The organism is Gracilibacillus lacisalsi DSM 19029 (assembly GCF_000377765.1).
GTDB classification, from domain to species: Bacteria; Bacillota; Bacilli; order Bacillales; family Amphibacillaceae; genus Gracilibacillus; species Gracilibacillus lacisalsi.
The window spans coordinates 114,939-135,841 of record NZ_KB898663.1 but is presented as its reverse complement, the minus strand read 5'-3'; the positions used below and the strand labels follow the sequence as shown (position 1 = coordinate 135,841).

Sequence of the window (20,903 nt, the reverse complement as noted above, 5' to 3'; positions counted from 1 at the left end):
CCATTTTTGGATGGAAGGAATGGTTTTTGGTGACAATACGCAAAACAAAATTAAGAAAAGTAGTCATTATTGGAACAGGCTTAGTCGGTACTAGTTATGCTTATGCGCTATTAAATCAAGGTGTTGTCAATGAATTAGTCCTGATTGATTTGGATCAAGCGAAAGCAGAGGGAGAAGCTCGTGACTTAAATCATGGCATGGCGTTTGGAAATCCGATGCGTATCAAAGCAGGAGACTATCAAGAGTGCCATAATGCAGATTTAGTTGTCATTACAGCAGGGGCCAATCAAAAACCGGGTGAAACGAGGTTAGATCTTGTGACGAAGAATGCAAAAATATTTAAAGGTATTGTCGAAAAAGTCATGGATGTTGACTTCCAAGGCATCTTTGTTGTTGCGACCAATCCGGTGGATATTTTAACACATTTGACAAGAGAAATTTCAGGCTTGCCGAAGGAGCGTGTCATTGGTTCTGGAACGATCCTGGATACTGCACGTTTCCGTTATTTATTAGGAGAACACTTTGAAGTCGATCCACGTAATGTACATGCTTATATCATTGGTGAGCACGGTGATTCGGAACTGCCGGTCTGGAGTCATGTACAAATAGGTGGTGTACCTTTAAGTCAATATGCAAGTATCGATAACTTTTATCAAAACCAATCTATGACAGAGATATTTGAGAACGTTCGAGATGCAGCTTATCACATTATTGAACGAAAGGGAGCAACCTATTACGGAATTGGTCTAGGATTGGTCCGCTTAACAAAAGCGATTTTAAACAACGAAAATGCCATCCTAACTGTTTCCGCAAAATTAGAGGGACAATACGGATTGAATGATATCTATCTTGGTGTGCCAGTACTGCTAAACGAAAATGGCATCCGTGAAGTAATAGAATTAGAACTGACAGAGAAAGAAAATCAACAACTTTACCAATCAGCAGAAGTGATTCAAGAAATGATCGACACAGGAATGAAGGCAATAAAGTGAAACGATGATCGATCGAGGTCTTACAAGATTAGCATCGAACATAAACTGTGAAAAATGTAGCGATAGACTCAAACTGGATATATGGGCTGAGTGCGGACATTTGTTCCGTTATTTATGGCAAAATGACCGTTTTTAGACTGCATGCGGACATCTATTCCGTTATTGATCGAAAATGGTGCACATGTAAGCTGAAATGAACTGAATAAGGGATTCAATGTCCGCTAACATCAAAAAAAGTACGTTATTCTACCAAATAACGTACTAAATGTCCGCTCAACAAACTCAGTGTCGGGTTCCTACTAGGCATACAGACGTTTTATGGAGCAGGTTTTGTCGACCGTTTGTAATTAAGTTAAAGGGTGGGAAAGATGAAATTAAAACTATATGGTAAAGAAAACTGTAGCCTTTGTGATCAAGCAAAAGTGACGCTAGAAATGTTGCAACAAGACTATTTATTTGAAATTGAAGAAATTAATATTTATAATGATGATGTACTGTTAGAAGCTTATCATCTCATGATCCCTGTCATTAAACATGAAGATACGATTGTCGATATGGAGCTAGTCGACATGGAAAAGATCGAAAGTTATCTAAAGAAGAAAAATAATTCAGAAAATAGTTGAGAGATGTTAAGCCATTTGATACAATAATTATGGAAGTTATTTTTTTTGTTCTAAGTGGGACGAAATGCGACTAGGAGGGACAAAAATTCCCCGGTAAATGATAAAGGAGCGTTTCCGATTGAAGGATTTATTAGATATTCAAGAAAAATTGTACCCAGATTTACTCGATATCATGCAGAAACGATACAAAATACTTCATTACATACAAATGATGCAACCAATCGGACGCCGTAGCTTAGCTGACAATATCAAACTAAAAGAACGAGTAGTTCGTAGTGAAATTGAGTTTTTAAGCAAGCATGGGTATATAATGGTAACCTCTAAAGGAATGCAGGTTACAGACGAAGGGGATACGATTATTGAGAAGTTATCCTCATTTATGAGTGAAATTTCCGAATTTCGTGTTTTAGAATCTCAAATTAAGGATAAATTACAATTGGAGCATGTCATTATCGTATCTGGAAATAGTGACACACAACTATCTGTAAAGCAGGACATGGGGAAAGCATGTGTGCAGTTTTTGAGTTCCATATTAACTTCCAATCAAACAATAGCAGTTACAGGTGGCACGTCGATGGCGGAAGTAGCTAATCAGATGAAGCCATTAGAACATGCTGCGAATTGTACGTTTGTTCCAGCAAGAGGCGGTTTAGGAGAACAAGTAGAAAATCAAGCTAATACCATTTGTGCACAGATGGCTAAAAAAGCTAATGGTAATTATCGGATGTTATATGTTCCCGACCCGTTAAGTGAAGAAACATACCATTCCATCATTGAAGAACCAGCTATTAAGGATATTTTAGAAATGATTCATGATACTAAAATAGTCTTGCACAGTATTGGTGACGCATTTACGATGGCAAAACGCCGTAAAGCTTCTGAACCAGTATTAAATAAATTAAGAAGTGGTAACGCTGTGAGTGAAGCCTTTGGCTATTACCTTGATGAACAAGGAAAGGTCGTTTACAAGGTACGCACTGTAGGCATGCAATTAGAGGAACTTGAGCATGCACAATATGTTATTGCAGTAGCTGGTGGTTCTTCGAAAGCAAAAGCCATTCAATCATACTTTAAACAAGGGAAAAGTAATGTATTGATCACAGACGAAGCGGCAGCACAGGAGTTGTTAAAGGGTTCATCCCTTTAAATATAAATTATAAAGGATACTTTAAGGAGGAATTAAGCATGGCAGTAAAAGTAGGTATTAATGGTTTTGGCCGTATCGGTCGTAACGTTTTTCGTCAAGCTTTAAAAAATGATGAGGTAGAAGTAGTAGCAGTTAACGATTTAACTGATGCGAATATGCTTGCACATCTACTTAAATATGACTCTGTACACGGAAAGCTAGAAGAAGAAGTTTCTGTTAATGGAGATTCTCTAGTTGTAGGTGGTAAGGAAATTAAAGTTCTTTCTGAGCGTGACCCAGCTAACTTACCATGGGGTAACCTTGGCGTAGAAATCGCTGTTGAATCTACAGGTATCTTCACACAACGTGATGCAGCAGCTAAACATTTAGATGCTGGTGCGAAAAAAGTTATCATTTCTGCACCTGCAAAAGAAGAAGATATTACAGTAGTTATGGGTGTTAACGAAGATCAATACGATCCAGCAAAACACCACGTAATTTCTAACGCTTCTTGTACAACAAACTGTTTAGCTCCATATGCTAAAGTATTAAACGATAAGTTCGGTCTAAAACGCGGTATGATGACTACTATTCACTCATATACTAACGACCAACAAATTCTAGATTTACCACACAAAGACTATCGTCGTGCTCGTGCAGCTTCTGAAAATATCATTCCAACAACTACTGGTGCTGCAAAAGCAGTATCTCTAGTATTACCAGAATTAGAAGGTAAATTAAATGGTATGGCTATGCGTGTACCTACTCCAGACGGTTCACTAGTTGACCTTGTTGCAGAACTAGATCAAGAAGTAACGGTTGAAGACGTAAATGGTGCACTTAAAGAAGCAGCAGAAGGTCACTTAAAAGGTATCCTAGGATACTCTGATGAGCCATTAGTATCTGTTGACTATATCGGAAACACTAACTCTTCTACTATTGATGGACTTTCTACAATGGTAATGGAAGGTAACATGGTAAAAGTAGTATCTTGGTATGACAATGAAATGGGATACTCTAGCCGTGTAGTTGACTTAGCTGCATATCTTAAAAAACAAGGACTATAAGCGTAACAAATGAACGGGAGGGGGATTGATCCTCCTCCCGTTTTTGCCTGAAGTTCATACGAGGTTAAACGGTGGGTCCCACACATCCCACCATCGAGATTGCAATATTCAAGTCCTTAAGGAGGTTCATTCGAATGAACAAACAAACGATTAAAGACATTGACGTAAAAGGTAAAAAGGTATTCTGCCGTGTTGACTTTAACGTGCCAATGAAAGACGGCGAAATTACAGATGATACACGTATTAAAGCAGCATTACCAACTATTAAATACTTATCAGAACAAGGTGCAAAGGTTATCCTCGCCAGTCACTTAGGTCGTCCAGGTGGAGAAGTTGTCGAAGAACTTCGTATGGATGCAGTTGCTAAACGTCTAAGCGACCTAAGCAACAAATCTGTGATTAAAACAGATCAAGTATTTGGTGACGAAGTAAACCAAGCAGTAAGTCAACTAGACGACGGTGACCTGTTATTAATTGAAAATGTTCGTTTTGAGCCTGGAGAAACAAAAAATGATCCAGTTCTAGCAAAAGAATTCGCAAGCCTTGCAGACTACTTCGTAAACGATGCATTTGGTGCAGCACACCGTGCACATGCTTCAACATCAGGTATTGCAGAACATATTCCATCTGCAGCAGGATTCCTTTTAGAGAGAGAATTAGAAGTGTTAGGAAAAGCATTGTCTGATCCTGACCGTCCATTTACAGCAATTATCGGTGGTGCTAAAGTAAAAGATAAAATCGGTGTGATCGATAATTTATTAGACAAAGTCGATAATTTGATCATCGGTGGTGGTCTTGCCTATACGTTTGTTAAAGCATTAGGACACGAAATTGGTAAATCACTATTAGAAGAAGATAAAATCGAATTAGCAAAAGAATATATGCAAAAAGCTAAAGACAAAGGTGTAAACTTTGTTATGCCTGAAGATGTTGTTGTTGCCGATGATTTCTCAAATGATGCGAATACGCAGATCGTTGATATTGATTCGATCCCTGCTGATTTAGAAGCATTGGATATTGGACCAAAAACTCGCGAAAAATATGCAGATATTGTTAGCGATTCTAAGCTTGTTATTTGGAACGGACCAATGGGTGTATTCGAATTAGAAACGTTTGCTAATGGTACAAAAGCTGTCGCAGATGCACTAAGTAAAACAGAAGGTTATACTGTAATTGGTGGTGGAGATTCTGCAGCAGCAGTTGAGAAATTTAACTACGCAGAGCAAATGGACCACATCTCAACTGGTGGCGGTGCTTCCTTAGAATTTATGGAAGGTAAAGAACTGCCTGGTGTTAGTGTACTAACCGACAAGTAATCAAAGGAGAGGTGAAGAACATGCGTAAAAAAGTAATTGCAGGTAACTGGAAAATGAATAAACTACTAGGTGAAGCTGTACAATTTGTCGAAGATACCAAAGACAAAGTAGCTAGTAATGACAAAGTAGAATCTGTAGTTTGTGCACCTTTTCCTTATTTACCAACATTAGTGGAAAAAACAAAAGGAACAGATTTAGAAGTTGCAGCACAAAACATGCATTTTGAAGAAAGTGGTGCATTTACTGGGGAAGTAAGCCCAAGTATGCTTGCTGACATTGGTGTAACATACGTAGTGCTAGGACACTCTGAGCGTCGTGAAATGTTTGCTGAAACAGATGAAACAGTAAACAAAAAAGCTCATGCTGCCTTTGCTCATAACTTAGTACCAATTGTTTGTGTTGGTGAAACACTAGAACAACGTGAAGCAAATCAAACGATGACTGTTGTGGAAGAACAAGTAAAAGCAGCAGTTGCAGGCCTTTCAGAAGAACAAGCTAAAGAAACGATTATTGCTTATGAGCCAATCTGGGCAATTGGAACAGGAAAAACAGCTACTTCTGAACAAGCTAACGAAGTATGTACACATATCCGTAAAGTTGTAGCAGACGCGGTTTCTGCAGCAGCAGCTGATGCTGTTCGTATTCAATACGGTGGAAGTGTCAAACCAGCTAATGTGGACGAATTATTAACACAATCTGATATCGATGGCGCATTAGTAGGTGGTGCAAGTCTTGAGGCTGATTCCTTCTTACAGCTAGTGGAGGCTGGTACAAAATGAGCCAGAATAAACTAGCAGCACTAATCATTCTTGATGGTTATGCATTAAGAGATGAAGAAAAAGGAAATGCAGTCAAACAAGCTAATACACCAAACTTTGATCGTTACTGGAACCAATACCCAACAAGCCAATTGACTGCCTGTGGAGAAGCGGTTGGTCTTCCAGAGGGGCAGATGGGTAACTCAGAAGTTGGCCACCTAAATATTGGTGCCGGTCGTATCGTGTATCAAAGCTTAACTCGTGTTAATTTATCGATTAAAGATGGCGACTTTTTTGACAATCAAGTATTACTAAATGCAGTAGAACATGCGAAAAAGAATGACAAAGCACTGCACGTTTTCGGACTGTTGTCTGATGGTGGTGTACATAGTCATATTGAACATATGTATGCAGTATTAAAGCTTGCTGCCGACAAAGGTCTTAAAAAAGTATATGTACATGCCTTTTTAGACGGTCGTGATGTTGATCAAAAATCAGCTAAAATCTATATTGAACAAGCTCTAGAAAAAATGAATGAATATGGTGTCGGAGAGTTCGCTACGATTTCTGGACGCTATTATTCCATGGATCGTGACAAGCGTTGGGATCGTGTTAAAAAGTCTTACGATGCGATGGTATATGGAGAAGGGCCTAAATATACCGATCCACTCGAAGTGGTAGAAGATTCATACAAAAACGAAATCTATGATGAATTCGTCATTCCGTCTGTCATTACAGATGAGAATGGGGAGCCAAAAGCTACAATTCAAGATGAAGATTCCGTGATTTTCTATAACTTTCGTCCAGACCGTGCGATCCAAATTTCACGTACATTTGCGAATGATGATTTCCGTGATTTTGACCGTGGTGACAAAGCACCAAAGAATATTCATTTCGTTTGTTTAACAAACTTCAGTGAAACAGTCGATGGTTATGTTGCTTATGAACCAGTTAATTTGGATAATACTGTTGGTGAGGTCTTAGCACAAAATGATCTAAATCAATTACGTATTGCTGAAACGGAAAAGTATCCACACGTTACTTTCTTCATGAGTGGGGGACGTGAGCAAGAATTCCCTGGTGAAAAGCGTATATTAATCGATTCACCAAAAGTGGCAACATATGACTTGAAGCCGGAAATGAGCGCATATGAAGTTACAGATGCCTTATTAGAAGAGTTGGATAAAGAGGAGCAAAATGCGATCATCTTAAACTTCGCCAATCCAGATATGGTCGGTCACTCTGGTATGCTAGAGCCGACAGTTAAGGCGATCGAAACCGTTGATGAATGTCTTGGAAAAGTGGTTGACAAAATCATTGAAAAAGGCGGCCAAGCGATTATTACAGCAGACCATGGTAACTCTGATGAAGTAATCACGCTTGATGGTGATCCAATGACAGCTCATACAACCAATCCGGTGCCAGTCATCGTGACAAAAGATGGTGTAGAGTTGCGTGATGGTGGAATTCTAGCTGATCTAGCACCAACATTATTAGATCTATTAAACGTAGAAAAACCAAAAGAGATGACAGGCGAAAGCCTTATTCAAAAATAATTTTAAAAAGGAGAGTTTTACATTATGCCTTACATTACAGATGTTTATGCACGCGAAGTATTAGATTCCCGTGGTAACCCAACAGTTGAAGTTGAAATTTTCACAGAAGCAGGAGCATTCGGTTCTGCACTAGTTCCAAGTGGTGCGTCTACTGGTGAACACGAAGCAGTTGAATTACGTGATGGTGATAAAGACCGTTACTTAGGAAAAGGTGTTTTAAAAGCTGTAGAGAACGTTAATGAAGTAATTGCACCTGAATTATTAGGTATCGACGTAACTCGTCAAGTTGTGATTGACCAACTTTTATTAGAACTTGATGGTACAGAAAACAAAGGAAAATTAGGCGCGAATGCAATCCTTGGTGTATCTATGGCAGCAGCACATGCAGCAGCTGACTACTTAGGAGTACCTTTATACACTTACTTAGGTGGATTCAACGCAACAACACTACCTACACCGATGATGAATATCCTTAACGGTGGAGAGCATGCCGATAACAACGTAGATATCCAAGAATTTATGATTATGCCTGTAGGTGCTCCAACATTCCGTGAAGCACTTCGCATGGGTGCAGAAGTATTCCATAACTTGAAAAAAGTTTTAAGTGGAAAAGGCTACAACACTGGTGTTGGTGACGAAGGTGGTTTCGCACCAAACTTAAAATCAAACGAAGAAGCACTTTCTACCATAATTGAAGCAATCGAAGCTGCTGGTTACAAACCAGGAGAAGAAGTGAAGCTTGCAATGGACGTAGCATCTTCTGAATTCTATGAAGATGGCAAGTACAACCTTAAAGGAGAAGGCGTTGTTCGTACTTCTGAAGAAATGGTTGCTTGGTATGAAGAAATGATTAACAAATACCCAATCGTATCTATTGAAGATGGTTTAGATGAAAACGACTGGGAAGGTCACAAGCTACTAACTGACCGTATCGGTGACCGTGTACAATTAGTTGGAGACGACTTATTCGTTACAAACACAAAACGTCTTGCACAAGGTATCGAGCAAGGTGTAGGTAACTCTATCCTTGTAAAAGTAAACCAAATCGGTACACTAACAGAAACTTTCGAAGCGATCGAAATGGCAAAACGCGCTGGTTATACAGCAGTTATTTCTCACCGTTCTGGTGAAACAGAAGATGCAACGATTGCAGATATCGCAGTTGCAACTAACGCTGGTCAGATCAAAACAGGTGCACCATCTCGTACAGATCGCGTTGCGAAATACAACCAACTACTTCGCATCGAAGACGAACTAGTAGGTACAGCAAAATACGCTGGAAAAACAGCATTCTACAACTTAAACAAATAAGCAATAGCATGATTAAAACAGCACCCCAATAGGAGGGTGCTGTTTTTGTTTTAGAACAGAAAGTATAAAATCACGCAATGAACGTGTTACACGAAGTGGTTATTTTGAAATGTATAACGCTTCGACTAATTACTTTCCTCGGCCACGGCCTCAACTAACTTTGCAAAGTAAAACACTCTGCAAAATGGATTTTCGACTCGAACTCTTAAAGCAGATTAGTCTCCGCTATGAGTAAGTGCAATAATTCTTATTGGAAGTAATAGCTTGACTTTTTACAATGGACAAAGTGAAAAGTCCGCTATTGGCAACGGTAAAAGCAACCGTATATTACTTCATACTAGCGTTGTAGAGCAAATCTGAGCGTAGGCAGCCCACTTTCACTCCTGTGGGAATTGTTTGACCTGAAGATCCACTTTTTTTAGCGGGTTTTGCTCAAAAAAGTTAGCTGAAGGGCAAACCCCACGGAAAGGGAAGTGGGCAGCCGGAGTGATGGCCAAACAGTTGATATATTTCATAATGACTACTTGAGGAATCATCGATCTTACTTAGCATCGAATTATTATCATGAATCTCTCTATAATTTGTATGAAGAATCGAAGATAGTCTGAAACGAAAGCAATTTAAGATTTGGTACCTTGATGCTTATTCTTGTAGTGGGCAATTCAAATTCTTCTTGACAGTTTACGGATCGGAGTGTAATATGAATGTGGTTGTAAATGATAATCTTTTTCAATTAGACTAATTACATAAGAGAGGGGACAGACTTTTTATGAAAAAGGGACTATTGCTATTAATGCTGGGATTGCTCGTTAGTATCTTTATTGTTGCTTGTGGAACTGACAACAGTGAAACAGAAGAGGAGCAAAATCAGGAAGAACCAAATACAGAGGATGAAGCAGCTGCAGAGAGTGGTGCTATTACTGTCTCAGACGTTCATGGAGAGCATACATTTGATGAAGTGCCAGAACGTATTGTTGTATTAGAGTGGGTTTATGCGGAGGATTTATTGGCGCTTGGTGTGCAACCAGTGGGCATGGCTGATATTGAAGGATACCAATCATGGGTTAACATAGAACCTGAATTAGATGAAGAAGTAGAAGATGTAGGGACTCGTCAGGAACCAAATTTGGAAGCTATACATGCCTTAGATCCAGATGTTATTATTACTGCTAATTATCGTCATGAAGCGATTATGGACAGTTTAGAAGATATTGCACCAACATTAGCTTATAATCCATATCCTGACGAAGTAGAAGGTACACAATATGAAGAAATGGAAGCTACCTTCAAGGAAATGGCTAAACTTGTTCAAAAAGAAGAGCAAGCAGACGAAATTTTAACTGAATTGGATCAAAGCTATCAGGATATTGAAGCAGAAATTGCGGAAGCAGGTATAGAGAATACTGATTTTGTATTATCACAGGCATATAGCTCTGATAACTCTCCTGTTATTCGATTATTTAAGGATAATGCGATGGCAACGGAGATTATGACTAAAATCGGCTTGGAAAATGCCTATCAGTCAGAAGGGTTCCAGCTTTACGGTTTTGATGAAACTAGTGTAGAATCATTACAGACTGCTCAAGATGCTCATTTCTTCTATATTGTGCAGGAAGATGATAATGTCTTCACTAATCAATTGGCAGGTAATCCTGCGTGGGAAGAGCTTGCATTTGTGAAAGAAGATCGAACATATCAATTGCCAGGTGATACATGGACATTTGGTGGTCCATTATCTGCCGAAGTTTTTGCGAATCAAATTAAGGAAGCATTAAAACAAGAGAAGTGATAAGGATGTCAAAACAGAGTTATATAGCAAGAGCGGTTCTGACCTTCGGGGGTGGAACCGTCCTTTTGCTTTTCTTACTATTTATACATATGAATCAAGGTAGTGTCTCGATTGCACCCTCTACTATTTTTAATGCGATTTTCTGGCCGGAAGATCAGTTGGAACACCATACCGTTCGTTTTCTACGCATGCCACGAGCAGTTATTGGTATATTGGCAGGTGGCGCATTAGCTGTATCTGGAGTGCTTTTGCAAACGATAACGAAAAATCCGTTAGCATCTGCCAGTACCTTGGGGATTCATTCTGGCTCTTATTTTGCGGTCGTATTTGCTAGTGTATTTATTTCAGCAACAAGTGGTTGGAGTGGCTTATTAGTTGCTTTTCTAGGCGGTATTTTAACAGCAGTTCTTGTATATACGTTGGCGGGTGTGGCTAATGCGAATCCTGTCAAAATGGTATTAGCGGGCATGGTTATTACGATGATGTTCTCCGCTTTTACTTCGCTATTACAGATCTTTTTTGAAAATGAGACAGCTGGTCTATTTTTATGGGGATCAGGAACACTCGTGCAAAATAACTGGCAAGGTGTACAATTTGCCTTACCTTTTATCATATTTGGACTTATAGGCTCTTTATGGATTGCGAAATCTTTAGACTTGTTTCAATTGGGAGAAGAAGTAGCGACTGGCTTAGGACAAAAAGTACAGCGAATCAGAATCGTCACGGTAATAATTGCTGTTTTTCTCACCTCAGTAACCGTCAGTGTGGTTGGACCGATCGGGTTTGTCGGGTTGATTGCACCTCATCTAATTAAATTATTAGGTTTTCAAAAGCATTATGTAGTCATTTTAGCTTCTTTTTTATGGGGAGCAGTTGTCTTAATAGGTGCTGATGTCCTTGCTAGAATATTAGATCCGTCTTTTTCCGAGTTGCCTGTAGGAGCTATTACAGCATTTATTGGTGCTCCGTGGTTAATCTGGCTAATTATGAATAAGCAAAACAAGAAATATAGTAGCAAGGATACAGGTATACTAGCAGGGCAAATTAATTCGCCAGTGATCCAAAAATGGGGAATTCTCATCCTTAGTTTGATTGCAGTAATGATTTTATTTGTCGGTATTTCTACTGGAAATAATGGTATCCAATTAATTCAGACCTTTCAGGCGCTCTTTTTAAACAATGATGATTTTATTAAAAATATGGTGCTTGATTTACGATTACCAAGGTTATTAGTTGCTGCAGTAAGTGGTGTGTTGTTAGCGATTAGTGGTTATATTTTTCAGGGAGTATTACGTAATCCACTAGCAGATCCATCTGTAATTGGTATTACATCAGGTGCTGGTGTTGGAGCGTTAATTTTCCTCTATATTGGTTCTATTTCGGCCGTATGGGTTCCGTTAGGTGCGTTTATTGGTGCAATTGCAGCCTTTATAGTTGTTATGGTCCTTGCTTATCGTGCCGAATTCCAGCCGGCTTTGTTAGCATTACTTGGTATCGGTATATCTGCGTTTGGTTCAGCTGTGATTCAAATTATGGTAGTTCGCTCAGATATGGCAGTAGCATCTGCATTAACTTGGTTATCTGGCACGACCTATGCAAAAAGTTGGTCGGAATTGGTATATTATTTAGTTGGACCACTGATTATTCTTGTCCCCATTGTCTATTTAGTCAGTGACCGGATTCATACATTAGGACTGGGAGATGATACAGCAAAAGGGTTAGGGTTATCGGTATTGAAGACGCGGTTTTATTTAGCATTATTAGCATCTGTTGTAGCGGCTGCAAGTGTTGCAACGGTCGGTACAATAGGATTTGTTGGATTAATTGCACCACATGTTGCTCGTTTGTTGTTAGGTCCGGCACACAAGCATTTGTTTTTCACTACAGCATTGTTAGGTGGTGTCATTCTCATGGTTGCTGACGTATTAAGTAGAACGCTATTAGTGCCTAAAGAAATCCCTTCAGGAATCATAGTAGCGATCATCGGAGCACCTTATTTCCTATGGTTAATGAATCGCTCAAATAAAGTGAGACTATGATCAGTGCGGGATTTAACCCATTGATCACTAGGGTGTTAGCGTTTGTTCATCCGCCACTTTGAGCTTCTTTGATTTACTTGAAGCTTGAAGTGGGGAGGGCTTGCTCTGTATTAAATAGAAAACGATTGCAATCATAACTGTTTCGTATTAGAATACTTGGTAGGGCATTCATGTATGCGCTTTATTTTAATGAAAGTAGCACATACATAAGATAAAACGGGAAAGCCCACCCGGTCCTTTTCATTGACCAAAATAATGTATCGATGGTATAAAGTAGTTATTTTGAGATGGATATTGGGCGTAACAACCGCTACGGCTTGCCCACTCCGCTTTCCGTGGGGCGTGTCTTCAGCTAACTTTTGTAAAGAAGATCGCTTTACAAAAGTGGATCTTCAGATCACGCTGATCCCACAGGAGTCGGAGTGGACGCCTACGCTCATTAATGCTCTACAATGAATGTACTCGCTGACATTCCAATTTTATTACTCAGGTTAAGAAAGCTCGAGAAGTTAGCAGTCACAAACGTTGTAGAACAGTTTCATAGCGGAGGCCGTCCATTTCCACTCCTACGGGATGATTTTCGACTAAGATCCACTTTAGTAAGCGCTCTTTGCTTATCAAAGTTAGCTTAGGCGAAAAAACCGTGGAAAGGGAAGTGGACAGCCGCAGCGATGGTTTCCTATAAAGCTATTTCAAAATGGCTACTATGCTTACAAATGCGTTGATACCGCGGATTATATACTTTCCTATATTATAAAAAAAACGACCCAGAATAAATTCTGAGTCGCTTTCGGATTATTGATTCGTTTTTTCACGGACAAATGTTTCTACTTCATCTGCTGTATCCATGCTTAGAAGCTGATCCTTGTATGAAGCCATTTCTTCTTTTGATAGGTCTTTAATTTGTGTACGAGCAGGCAAGATGGATGTTGCACTCATACTAAATTCATCAAGACCTAATCCAAGTAGAATCGGAATGGCGATGGAATCACCAGCCATTTCCCCACACATTCCAGCCCATTTACCTTCGGCATGTGCTGCTTCAATCACATTATTGACAAGGTTAAGGATTGCTGGGTGATATGGTTGGTACAAGTAGCTTACTCGTTCATTCATACGGTCAGCTGCTAATGTATACTGAATTAAGTCATTTGTTCCAATACTGAAAAAGTCAACTTCTTTGGCAAATTGACGTGCAATAACTGCAGTAGAAGGAATCTCAACCATAATACCAACTTCGATATTCTCTGATACTTCTGTTCCTTCATTCGTCAAGTTTTCTTTTTCTTCCAAGAGAATAGCTTTTGCTTGACGGAATTCATCCAGTGTTGCAATCATTGGGAACATAATTTTTAAATTTCCGTATGTACTTGCACGAAGTAGTGCGCGTAGTTGCGTACGGAAAATATCATCACGTTCTAGACAAAGACGGATGGCACGATAGCCAAGGAATGGGTTCATTTCATCCGGTAATTCTAAATATGGAAGCTCTTTATCTCCACCGATATCCAGTGTGCGAACGACTACAGGCTTGTCTCCCATTTGTTCCAATACCGATTTATAAGCTTCAAATTGCTCATCTTCTGTTGGAAGTTCATTTTTACCCATGTATAAGAATTCGGTACGATATAAACCAACACCTTCACCACCATTGTTGATAACACCTTCTACATCGTTTGGTGTTCCAATGTTAGCTACTAATTCAACATGTGTACCGTCTTTAGAAACAGTAGGCTCATCTTTCAGTTTAGCCCATTCTTGTTTTTGCTTTTCAAAATTTTCTTGTTTCTTTCGATATTCTTGCACTTCATCTTCTGTTGGATTGATAATGACAGCACCATCAATACCATCGACGATTAAGATGTCTCCTTCTTTTGCTTGCTCTGTAATCGTTTTGGTTCCAACTACTGCTGGAATTTCTAAAGAGCGAGCCATGATGGCGGAGTGAGAAGTACGACCACCAATATTCGTTGTAAAACCTTGCACAAATTGTTTATTTAATTGTGCCGTATCAGATGGAGTTAAGTCTTCCGCAATGACAATTACTTCTTCATCTATTAAGGCAGGATTCGGGAAGGAAACCTCTAATAAATGTGCCATTACTCGTTTCGTAACATCCTTAATATCAGCAGCACGTTCTCTCATATATTCATTGTCCATATTTTCGAACATGTCAATAAACATTTGTGCTGTTTCATCTAATGCAAATTCCGCATTGACTTGTTCTGACTCAATCTTATCCTTGATTGGATTAATGAGCTCAGGATCACCTAGTACTAGTAAATGAGCAGAAAAAATTTCCGCATGCTCGTCTCCTAAGGAGGTACGAGCATGCTCTTTAATTTTTTCTAATTCTGATTTAGAAACTTCTAACGCTTTCGTTAAGCGCTCAATTTCATTTGTTGTATCATCTACTTTCTTTTTGTCAAAAGAAAGGTCTGGAATAGCGAGTTTGTAAGCTTTAGCAATCGCAATTCCATTAGATGCTGCTATACCTGTTAATTGACTCATGTATGAATTACTCTCCTAGACCTTCTGATTTGATAACTTCAACCACTGCGTCTAGTGCTTCTTGTTCATCAGAACCGTCTGCAACGATTTTGATTTCAGCACCTTGAGGAATACCTAGAGACATAACACCCATAATAGATTTTAAGTTAATGGATTTCCCGTTATATTCTAAGTTCATATCAGATGCAAAGCTACCTGCTTTATTCACTAGTACTGTTGCTGGACGTGCGTGAACTCCTGTTTCATCTGTAATTGTTACTGTTTTTTCTACTGCCATAAAGAAAAACCTCCTAATAAAATTATATTTAGATAGTACTACAACCTAATTTTACTCTTTCTATAGGTTATATTTCAAGGAAAATTATAAAGTAACATGCTTATTATAAAGATTGTGTAAAGTTGTGACAAGCCATTTGCTTTTCAATCCATGTGACAATATCGTGAAATATCTCTTTTTTATTGGTTTCATTTAAAATTTCGTGCCTGCCGTTTTCATATAAATGATAGTCAACATGTTCCAAACCTATAGAACGGTAAAATGCAACCGCTTTTTGTACACCTTGTCCATATTGTCCAACTGGGTCTTCTTTTCCACTTATAAAATACAATGGAAGATCTTTTGGAATGGTATCGGTTGTATCTTTCGATTGAATTAATTGTAATCCAGTATACAAATCGTAAAAAAACTGATTGCTCGGGGTAAAGCCACACCATTTATCTTGTTGATATTTTTCAACTTCATTTTGATCGGAACATATCCAATCAAAAGTCGTTTGATTATCTGTATTTTTGTTATAGCCGAAAAAAGTAAGTTTATTCATTAATTTTGCTTCTCTATTTTTTCCTTTGATATGACCGACTGTTTTAGCAAGTTGTTTGGCAATTTTCAATAAACCGTTTGGTTGGAAACCTGTACTAACGAGAATAACTCCTGTTAAACGTTCAGGTGCTAACGTGATATATCTTCTACTAATAAAGGATCCCATACTATGTCCAATAAGAAAAATCGGGATTTGTGGATGTTTAGCTTCAATCATCTCTGTCAGTTCGATGCAATCTTGTACGACACGATCAAACCCGTTTGCATCAGCAAAATAGCCAAGTGCGTTTGCATGATCACCAGTGTGACCATGTCCACGATGATCATGACCATAGACTGTAAATCCGTGTGCTGTTAAGTATGTCGCAAAGCTCTGGTACCGTTCGATATGTTCGACCATGCCATGAGCAATTTGAATAATTGCCTTTGGTGACGAGCTGCCTTGCCAGCGCTTAACGAAAAGTTCATGGTCATCATTGGTACGAAACCAAAAAGAATCACTCTTCACCTTGTTTACCCTCCTTTTCTATAGCTGGTCCGATAAATCTGAGTGGAATGCGGACATTTGTTCCGTTATCGGTGACAAAATTACTGTAATGGTTCATGCGGACATCTATTCCGCTATTCATTGAAAATAACGCAAATGTAAGCTGAAATGACTCGAATAAAGGATTAAATGTCCGCTCTACAAACATTATCCAGTCTCGTTATGGTCCTTTCACTATTTCATATTTCTTCTTATTATATCACTAGGGGGATGATTAGTAGAAACTTCTTGCTATTTGGTATACTTTTTGCTACATTGTAAATATGTATTTGTACGTCTAAGGGGGGTTTGCAACATGTTAACCGTTGCAATGACTTTGTTAATTATTGATGCCATCGTATTAATCGTATTTGTATTATTACAGTCCGGAAAGAGTGCAGGACTATCTGGAGCTATTTCAGGTGGCGCCGAGCAATTATTCGGGAAGCAAAAAGCAAGAGGTGTCGATGCAGTATTACACCGTGGAACAGTCATCACGGGTGTATTACTATTTGTTCTTACTTTTGCTATTGCTTATCTATTATAATCAATAAAGGACAAATTAATATAGCATCAATAAAACATCCTTTGCAAAAATGCAGAGGATGTTTTTGTTTCAACATTAAAGGAATGTGAAAAAGATTAAAGGGAAATATACATTAATAGGATGTGGGCAGTCCAACTGTCTTGCTTGATGAAAGGAGTCTACATAGAAATGAAGATGAAACAACCAGAACCATTTATGTTTGAAGGAGACGAACGTGCGGTATTATTATTACATGGTTTTACTGGTCATTCAGCAGATATGAGAATGCTTGGAAGATATTTAAATGGTGAAGGGTATACATGTTATGCACCGATCTACCGAGGGCATGGCAAGTCTCCGGAAAAATTAATAGGTGTTACTGCTGAACAATGGTGGGAAGATGTTCAACAAGCTTATCAACATCTTAAAGATAATGGTTATCAAAAAATTGCAGTTGTAGGTTTATCGCTTGGAGGAGTATTAGCTTTACGGTTAGCAGGGAATACACCACTACAAGGAGTAGTAACGATGTGTTCGCCGATGTACTTTGACAATGAGCAGCAATTAACAATAGGTTTCCGAAAATTTGCTAAAGAGTATAAACAATTAGAAGGAAAAGAAGATGACAAAATCGAAGAAGAGGTAGAGCAATTATTAGAAGATTCAAAAGAACTTTTTCGAGAAATTGAAACGTCAATTACACGTGTTAAGGAAAATGTAGATATGATTTACACGCCGACTTTCGTAGTACAAGCAACAAACGATGAAATGATTAATCCGGAAAGTGCGAATTATATTTATGAAAATGTAGAATCTGATAATAAACAGATTAAATGGTATGAAAATGCAGGACATGCAATTACATTTAGCAAGGATAAAGAACAATTACATGAAGATGTGGCTGCATTTTTAGAATCACTGGACTGGTAATAGCCATACTATAAGAAAAACAACTGGAACTAGACATCTCTGTATATACTTACTTTTAAAGCAGAAAATAGAGAAAGAGGTGACGATATGGAATCATTACAACAACAAATACGAGACTATTTTAATGAAAATGCTACAAAGCCTTTGTCGGTACAGGAAATTGAAGAGGTTCTAGAATTGGAAGGCGCGGATCAATTTACAGAATTAATGAAGGCTTTAAACGATCTGGAGGAATCAGGTGAATTAATTCGAACACGAAAAAATCGCTATGGCTTACCAGAAAAAATGAATTTAATCCGTGGAACGATTCAAATGCATGCGAAAGGATTTGCCTTCTTAATCCCGGATGATGAGGGAATGGAGGATGTGTATATTAATCATGCCGATTTAGCGTCTGCTATGAATGGAGATAAGGTTTTTGTCCGTGTCGATCGACGTGATGATGATGGAAAAAGAGCGGAAGGCGTCGTCGTTAGGATTATTGAACGTTATACGAAAGAAATTATCGGTACGTATGAAGATAACGGTGCATTCGGTTTTGTTATCGCAGATGACAAACGAATACCAAATGATATCTTTGTACCGAAAGGAGAAGCAAAAGGCGCTGTAGACGGTCATAAAGTTATTGTTGAAATCACCAAATATCCAGAAGGTCGAATGAGTGCTGAAGGAAGTGTGGTGGAGATCCTAGGGCATAAATATGATCCTGGAATGGATATTTTATCGATCATTTATAAAAATGGTATTGCGATCGATTTCCCACCAGAAGTACTAGAACAAGCGGAAAATATTTCCGAGGAAATAAGCGAAAAAGATGTACAAGGGCGTCGTGACTTAAGAGATGAAACAATTGTTACAATTGATGGAGCAGATGCGAAGGATTTAGATGATGCGGTAACAGTTAAAAGATTGGACAATGGTAATTACAAATTAGGAGTTTACATTGCTGATGTGACTCATTATGTAAAAGAAGATTCTCCTATTGATAAGGAAGCTTTTGAGCGCGGCACAAGTGTTTACTTGGTTGACCGAGTTATTCCAATGATCCCACACCGTTTATCTAATGGTATTTGTTCATTAAATCCACAAGTTGATCGTCTCGTATTAGGCTGTGATATGGAAATTAGTCCGAAAGGTGAAGTAGTCAATCACGAAATTTTCCAGGCAGTCATTAAAACAACCGAAAGAATGACGTATAAAGCGGTCAATCAAATATTAGTTGATAATGATCAGGAAACGATCGATCGTTATCAAGCATTAGTGCCTATGTTTAAAGATATGGAAGATTTAGCCGAGATATTAAGAGGAAAACGATTTGGACGAGGTGCGATTGACTTTGATTTTAAAGAAGCACAAGTATTAGTAAATGACGAAGGAAAAGCACAAGACGTTGTGATTCGAGAGCGTTCAGTAGGAGAACGATTAATTGAAGAGTTTATGTTATGTGCCAATGAAACAATAGCAGAGCATTTTCACTGGATGGACGTTCCTTTTATTCATCGTATCCACGAAGATCCAGACCCGTCTAAACTGCAAACATTCTTTGAATTTATTGCAAGATTCGGTTATGTCGTGAAAGGAACATCGAATGAAATCCACCCGCAAGCATTACAAAATGTTTTAGATGAAGTAGCGGGAACAGATGAAGATATGATTATTTCTAAACTAATGTTACGCTCGATGAAACAAGCGAAATATGATCCGCAGGGGATCGGACATTTTGGGTTAGCAACTGAGTTTTATACGCATTTTACTTCACCGATCCGAAGATATCCGGACTTAATTGTTCATCGGTTAATCAGGACCTATCTCATCGAAAACAAATTAGATGAACAGACAAGGCAGCACTGGAAAGACAAGATGCCAGTCATTGCCAAACAAGCTTCCTTAAAAGAAAGAGCTGCAGTGGATGCTGAACGTGAAGTAGATGACTTGAAAAAAGCAGAATACATGCAAGATAAAATAGGGGAAGAGTACGAAGGTGTGATTAGCTCTGTTACAAACTTTGGTCTGTTTGTAGAACTGCCAAATACGGTGGAAGGTCTTGTGCATGTTAGCTATTTAACGGATGACTATTATCATTTTGACGAGCGGGCTTATGCAATGATCGGGGAAAGAACCGGTAATGTATTTCAAGTAGGTGATGCCATCACGATAAAAGTTGCACAAGTCAATCTAGATGAACGCGCTGTTGACTTTGAGATTGTTGGAATGTCACCAAGAAAAAAGAAACCTTCTAAAGAAGAAAAAGTCATCAATGCCAAGCGTGGTAATGGTGGATTAAAGAAGACAGCAAAAAAATCTCAAAAATCAGTAGCAAATGGCAAGAAAAAGAAAAAAGGTAGTAAAAAGAAGAAGAATAAATGATTAATTTTACCGATGCAGCTGGGATCTTGCTAATTCCAGCTGTTGAAGGTTGGGAAAGAATCAATCTTTCTTAGAAAATTTTAACTAACCATTCGCACGTTTCTCGATTTTTTGTTAAAATAGGCTTTACGTAGCAATAGGAGGAACGGATTATGGGAAAAAATGATGGAAGAGTAATCGCGCAAAATAAAAAAGCAAATCATGATTACTTTATAGAAGAAACATATGAAGCTGGCCTTGTCCTCCAAGGAACGGAGATAAAATCAATCCGAGCAGGACGAGTTAACCTAAAAGACAGTTTTGCAACGATTAAACAAGGGGAAGCATATATTAACAATATGCACATTTCACCATATGAGCAGGGAAATCGTTATAATCATGAGCCTACTCGTGCTCGAAAATTGTTATTACATCGGAAGCAAATCGATAAGTTAATTGGAGAAAGTCAGCAAGCAGGGTATTCGATTATTCCATTGAAAATCTATATTAAAAATGGTTTTGCCAAGGTCCTTATTGGTTTAGGAAAAGGGAAAAAGAAATATGATAAACGAGAAGATTTAAAACAGAAACAGGCCAAGCGTGATATGGATCGGGCAATCAAAGATCGATTGAACTAAAATTTACCAAGAGAGTTATCTTGAATTCC

The 20,903-nt window shown here is 38.5% G+C and carries 18 protein-coding genes; 14 read left to right on the top strand and 4 right to left on the bottom strand.

Annotation, left to right across the window (positions count from 1 at the left end):
* The first annotated feature begins 29 nt into the window (after positions 1 to 29).
* The 10 genes from D569_RS0103180 (at position 30) to D569_RS0103135 (ending at position 12,577) form a co-directional block, all read left to right on the top strand.
* Positions 30 to 992 (top strand): L-lactate dehydrogenase, encoded by a 963-nt coding sequence (locus D569_RS0103180; protein WP_018930953.1) that lies wholly within the window; start codon positions 30 to 32, stop codon positions 990 to 992.
* Between the two features lie 368 nt (positions 993 to 1,360).
* Entirely contained in the window at positions 1,361 to 1,615 is a 255-nt protein-coding gene (locus tag D569_RS0103175) for a glutaredoxin family protein (protein ID WP_018930952.1), read from the top strand.
* Positions 1,616 to 1,733: 118 nt separating this feature from the next.
* The gene (locus D569_RS0103170) at positions 1,734 to 2,762 is read left to right on the top strand and encodes a sugar-binding transcriptional regulator (protein WP_018930951.1); all 1,029 of its coding nucleotides are present in this window, start codon (positions 1,734 to 1,736) and stop codon (positions 2,760 to 2,762) included.
* A gap of 38 nt (positions 2,763 to 2,800) precedes the next feature.
* Positions 2,801 to 3,808, top strand: a complete 1,008-nt coding sequence (gene gap, locus D569_RS0103165) for a type I glyceraldehyde-3-phosphate dehydrogenase (RefSeq protein ID WP_018930950.1) — start codon at positions 2,801 to 2,803, stop codon at positions 3,806 to 3,808.
* Between the two features lie 134 nt (positions 3,809 to 3,942).
* Positions 3,943 to 5,124 (top strand): phosphoglycerate kinase, encoded by a 1,182-nt coding sequence (locus D569_RS0103160; RefSeq protein WP_018930949.1) that lies wholly within the window; start codon positions 3,943 to 3,945, stop codon positions 5,122 to 5,124.
* A 20-nt stretch (positions 5,125 to 5,144) separates the two neighbouring features.
* Positions 5,145 to 5,903 carry a triose-phosphate isomerase gene (gene tpiA / locus D569_RS0103155; protein WP_018930948.1) on the top strand — a complete coding sequence of 253 codons (759 nt, stop codon included), beginning with the start codon at positions 5,145 to 5,147 and terminating at the stop codon, positions 5,901 to 5,903.
* Positions 5,900 to 7,438 carry a 2,3-bisphosphoglycerate-independent phosphoglycerate mutase gene (gpmI, locus tag D569_RS0103150; protein ID WP_018930947.1) on the top strand — a complete coding sequence of 513 codons (1,539 nt, stop codon included), beginning with the start codon at positions 5,900 to 5,902 and terminating at the stop codon, positions 7,436 to 7,438. Before tpiA ends, gpmI begins: the two co-directional genes overlap by 4 nt.
* Positions 7,439 to 7,462: 24 nt before the next feature.
* The gene (gene eno, locus D569_RS0103145; protein WP_018930946.1) at positions 7,463 to 8,749 is read left to right on the top strand and encodes a phosphopyruvate hydratase; all 1,287 of its coding nucleotides are present in this window, start codon (positions 7,463 to 7,465) and stop codon (positions 8,747 to 8,749) included.
* Between the two features lie 769 nt (positions 8,750 to 9,518).
* Complete coding sequence (locus D569_RS0103140; RefSeq protein WP_018930945.1) at positions 9,519 to 10,538, top strand: ABC transporter substrate-binding protein; 1,020 nt, start codon at positions 9,519 to 9,521, stop codon at positions 10,536 to 10,538.
* 5 nt (positions 10,539 to 10,543) lie between these two features.
* Entirely contained in the window at positions 10,544 to 12,577 is a 2,034-nt protein-coding gene (locus tag D569_RS0103135) for an iron ABC transporter permease (protein WP_018930944.1), read from the top strand.
* 795 nt (positions 12,578 to 13,372) lie between these two features.
* Here the strand turns inward: D569_RS0103135 and ptsP are convergent.
* The 4 genes from ptsP to D569_RS0103115 form a co-directional block, all read right to left on the bottom strand.
* On the bottom strand, positions 13,373 to 15,088 hold the full coding sequence (ptsP, locus tag D569_RS0103130) for a phosphoenolpyruvate--protein phosphotransferase (RefSeq protein WP_018930943.1): 1,716 nt from the start codon (positions 15,086 to 15,088) through the stop codon (positions 13,373 to 13,375).
* A 7-nt stretch (positions 15,089 to 15,095) separates the two neighbouring features.
* Positions 15,096 to 15,365, bottom strand: a complete 270-nt coding sequence (locus tag D569_RS0103125; protein WP_018930942.1) for a phosphocarrier protein HPr — start codon at positions 15,363 to 15,365, stop codon at positions 15,096 to 15,098.
* 103 nt (positions 15,366 to 15,468) lie between these two features.
* Positions 15,469 to 16,416, bottom strand: a complete 948-nt coding sequence (locus D569_RS0103120; RefSeq protein ID WP_018930941.1) for an alpha/beta hydrolase — start codon at positions 16,414 to 16,416, stop codon at positions 15,469 to 15,471.
* Positions 16,406 to 16,603: a hypothetical protein gene (locus tag D569_RS0103115; protein WP_018930940.1), complete on the bottom strand. Its 198-nt coding sequence runs from the start codon at positions 16,601 to 16,603 to the stop codon at positions 16,406 to 16,408. The genes D569_RS0103120 and D569_RS0103115 overlap by 11 nt, the downstream gene beginning before the upstream one ends.
* A gap of 147 nt (positions 16,604 to 16,750) precedes the next feature.
* Here D569_RS0103115 and secG point away from each other — a divergent pair, with 147 nt between their 5' ends.
* From secG to smpB, 4 genes are all read left to right on the top strand, one after another.
* Entirely contained in the window at positions 16,751 to 16,981 is a 231-nt protein-coding gene (secG, locus tag D569_RS0103110; protein ID WP_018930939.1) for a preprotein translocase subunit SecG, read from the top strand.
* 168 nt (positions 16,982 to 17,149) lie between these two features.
* Positions 17,150 to 17,890, top strand: a complete 741-nt coding sequence (locus tag D569_RS0103105; RefSeq protein ID WP_018930938.1) for an alpha/beta hydrolase — start codon at positions 17,150 to 17,152, stop codon at positions 17,888 to 17,890.
* 87 nt (positions 17,891 to 17,977) lie between these two features.
* Complete coding sequence (rnr, locus tag D569_RS0103100) at positions 17,978 to 20,257, top strand: ribonuclease R (protein WP_018930937.1); 2,280 nt, start codon at positions 17,978 to 17,980, stop codon at positions 20,255 to 20,257.
* A gap of 152 nt (positions 20,258 to 20,409) precedes the next feature.
* A complete protein-coding gene (gene smpB, locus D569_RS0103095; RefSeq protein WP_018930936.1) occupies positions 20,410 to 20,874 on the top strand; it encodes an SsrA-binding protein SmpB in 465 nt (154 codons plus the stop codon).
* Positions 20,875 to 20,903 lie beyond the last annotated feature (29 nt).

Excerpts from the sequence above, each read along its gene's own strand:
- D569_RS0103175 (WP_018930952.1), top strand. The coding sequence starts at position 1,361 with ATGAAATTAAAACTATATGGTAAAGAAAACTGTAGCCTTTGTGATCAA.
- gap (WP_018930950.1), top strand. The coding sequence starts at position 2,801 with ATGGCAGTAAAAGTAGGTATTAATGGTTTTGGCCGTATCGGTCGTAAC.
- D569_RS0103160 (WP_018930949.1), top strand. The coding sequence starts at position 3,943 with ATGAACAAACAAACGATTAAAGACATTGACGTAAAAGGTAAAAAGGTA.
- tpiA (WP_018930948.1), top strand. The coding sequence starts at position 5,145 with ATGCGTAAAAAAGTAATTGCAGGTAACTGGAAAATGAATAAACTACTA.
- gpmI (WP_018930947.1), top strand. The coding sequence starts at position 5,900 with ATGAGCCAGAATAAACTAGCAGCACTAATCATTCTTGATGGTTATGCA.
- eno (WP_018930946.1), top strand. The coding sequence starts at position 7,463 with ATGCCTTACATTACAGATGTTTATGCACGCGAAGTATTAGATTCCCGT.
- D569_RS0103140 (WP_018930945.1), top strand. The coding sequence starts at position 9,519 with ATGAAAAAGGGACTATTGCTATTAATGCTGGGATTGCTCGTTAGTATC.
- D569_RS0103135 (WP_018930944.1), top strand. The coding sequence starts at position 10,544 with ATGTCAAAACAGAGTTATATAGCAAGAGCGGTTCTGACCTTCGGGGGT.
- ptsP (WP_018930943.1), bottom strand. The coding sequence starts at position 15,088 with ATGAGTCAATTAACAGGTATAGCAGCATCTAATGGAATTGCGATTGCT.
- D569_RS0103125 (WP_018930942.1), bottom strand. The coding sequence starts at position 15,365 with ATGGCAGTAGAAAAAACAGTAACAATTACAGATGAAACAGGAGTTCAC.
- D569_RS0103115 (WP_018930940.1), bottom strand. The coding sequence starts at position 16,603 with ATGTTTGTAGAGCGGACATTTAATCCTTTATTCGAGTCATTTCAGCTT.
- secG (WP_018930939.1), top strand. The coding sequence starts at position 16,751 with ATGTTAACCGTTGCAATGACTTTGTTAATTATTGATGCCATCGTATTA.
- D569_RS0103105 (WP_018930938.1), top strand. The coding sequence starts at position 17,150 with ATGAAGATGAAACAACCAGAACCATTTATGTTTGAAGGAGACGAACGT.
- rnr (WP_018930937.1), top strand. The coding sequence starts at position 17,978 with ATGGAATCATTACAACAACAAATACGAGACTATTTTAATGAAAATGCT.
- smpB (WP_018930936.1), top strand. The coding sequence starts at position 20,410 with ATGGGAAAAAATGATGGAAGAGTAATCGCGCAAAATAAAAAAGCAAAT.